The organism is Mesorhizobium sp. M7A.F.Ca.CA.001.08.2.1 (assembly GCF_003998455.1).
In the GTDB taxonomy this organism is placed as follows: Bacteria; Pseudomonadota; Alphaproteobacteria; order Rhizobiales; family Rhizobiaceae; genus Mesorhizobium; species Mesorhizobium ciceri.
In genome coordinates this window covers 1-1677 of sequence record NZ_RZPW01001049.1, presented here as the reverse complement: position 1 = coordinate 1677, position 1677 = coordinate 1, and the positions used below count along the sequence as shown (strand labels likewise).

The following is a 1677-nucleotide window of genomic DNA, read 5'->3' as shown; positions in this document are numbered from 1 at the left end:
TCGTCGTAGCCTCCAGAACAATGGCAGCTACAGAATCACATGCGATTCAAACACTTCAAGCCATTTTCCGGCGTCGCTTCTTCACGCTTGACCACAGCACGAAGCAAATGTGTGCGCACGCTAGCCCCTGTGGGAGAAGGTGGATCGGCGCGAAAGCGCCAAGACGGATGAGGGGTGTTCCAGCGGAGTGAAACGTTGGCGTTCCCTGGAGCTCATCCGTCGCCTTCGGCGACACCTTCTCCCAGGGGAGAAGGAAGATCTCGCCCTTTGAAATCCTTGGCCAGCAAATAGAGCTCGACCGATTCATCCCGCGACGCCGGCGGCTTGACGTGATGGACCGAGCGGAAATTCTTCTTGAGCATGGAGAGCAGTTCGTTTTCGGCGCCGCCCTGGAAAGTCTTGGCGAGGAAGTGCCCGCCCGGTTTCAGGACGGAGAGCGCGAAATCGGCCGCCACCTCGCACAGATGCATGGTGCGGATATGGTCGGTCCGCTTGTGGCCGGTGGTCGGTGCCGCCATGTCGGACAACACGATATCGGGATCCCCACCCAGCGCCTCGGCCAGCTTCTGCGGCGCCTGCGGATCGAGGAAATCCATCAGCAGCACCGGTGCGCCGGGCACGGCGTCCATTTCGAGATAATCGATGCCGATGACATGCGGCTTGTCGGCCGTCGATTTCGTCCGCGCGGCGGCAACCTGGCACCAGCCGCCGGGGGCGGCACCGAGATCGATCACCTTCATGCCGGGTTTCAACAGATGATGCTTGTCGTCGATCTCGATCAGCTTATAGGCCGCGCGCGAGCGATAACCGTCAGCCTTGGAGCGCTGGACATAGGGATCGTTGATGTGGCGCTGCAGCCAGCGGCGCGACGATTCCTTCAGCCCGCTCTTCTTCTTGATCCGCGTCTTCAGCACGCGAATGCTGGCGGATCCTGGTTTTTCCGGTTTCTTGGTCATTGCCTGATTTCTGGCCCGGGTTTTCTCGCTCGTCGAGTTGTGTTCATTTTTCGACGTCTGCGCGTTTCGTGAACGGCTTCCCCCACTCCGTCTCGGCTTCGCCGAGCCACCTCTCCCCCCTCCGGAGGGAGAGGAAGGGAGCCAGCCTGCATAAGTTCACGCCTTTCCTCTCCCCCGTCGATCGGGGGAGAGGTGTCGAGCGTAGCTCGACGGAGTGGGGGTCGACTGTTCACGCTCTGCCACGCCCATCGTTGCGCCAGACGCCATCATCGGCCATCAATTCGCTCAAAATACCTTCGCGCAGGCCACGATCGGCGACGCGCAGCCGCTCGGACGGCCATACGGCGCGGATCGCTTCGAGGATAGCACAGCCGGCCAGTACCAGATCGGCGCGATCGGCACCGATGCAAGGGTTGGCGCAGCGCTGCTGGAAATCCCAGCCAACCAGTCTTTCGACCATGCGGTCGACGCTGTCGCGGTCCATCCACAGCCCGTCGACACGGCGGCGATCGTAGCGCTCGAGTTCAAGGTGGACACCGGCCAGCGTCGTCACCGTTCCGGACGTGCCCAGCAGATGGAAATTCGGGCTGGCCTTGAGATGGCTCAGCCGATCGCGACCGTCGAAGCTGGCCAGCCGGCCGGCAACGTCATCGACCATGGCGGCGAAGATCTCGCGCGTCACCGTGCGGCCGCCAAAGCGCTCGGCCAGCGAGACGACGCC

Annotated in this window: 2 protein-coding genes; both read right to left on the bottom strand. The window is 62.5% G+C overall.

Annotated elements, in window-relative coordinates; genetic code table 11:
* Positions 1 to 212: 212 nt before the first annotated feature.
* Positions 213 to 956, bottom strand: coding sequence for an RlmE family RNA methyltransferase (locus tag EN914_RS34605; RefSeq protein WP_013532288.1), 744 nt, complete (start codon positions 954 to 956; stop codon positions 213 to 215).
* 229 nt (positions 957 to 1185) lie between these two features.
* Positions 1186 to 1677 (bottom strand): Ppx/GppA phosphatase family protein (locus tag EN914_RS34595; RefSeq protein WP_407067831.1); only part of this gene is annotated, 492 nt, incomplete at its 5' end.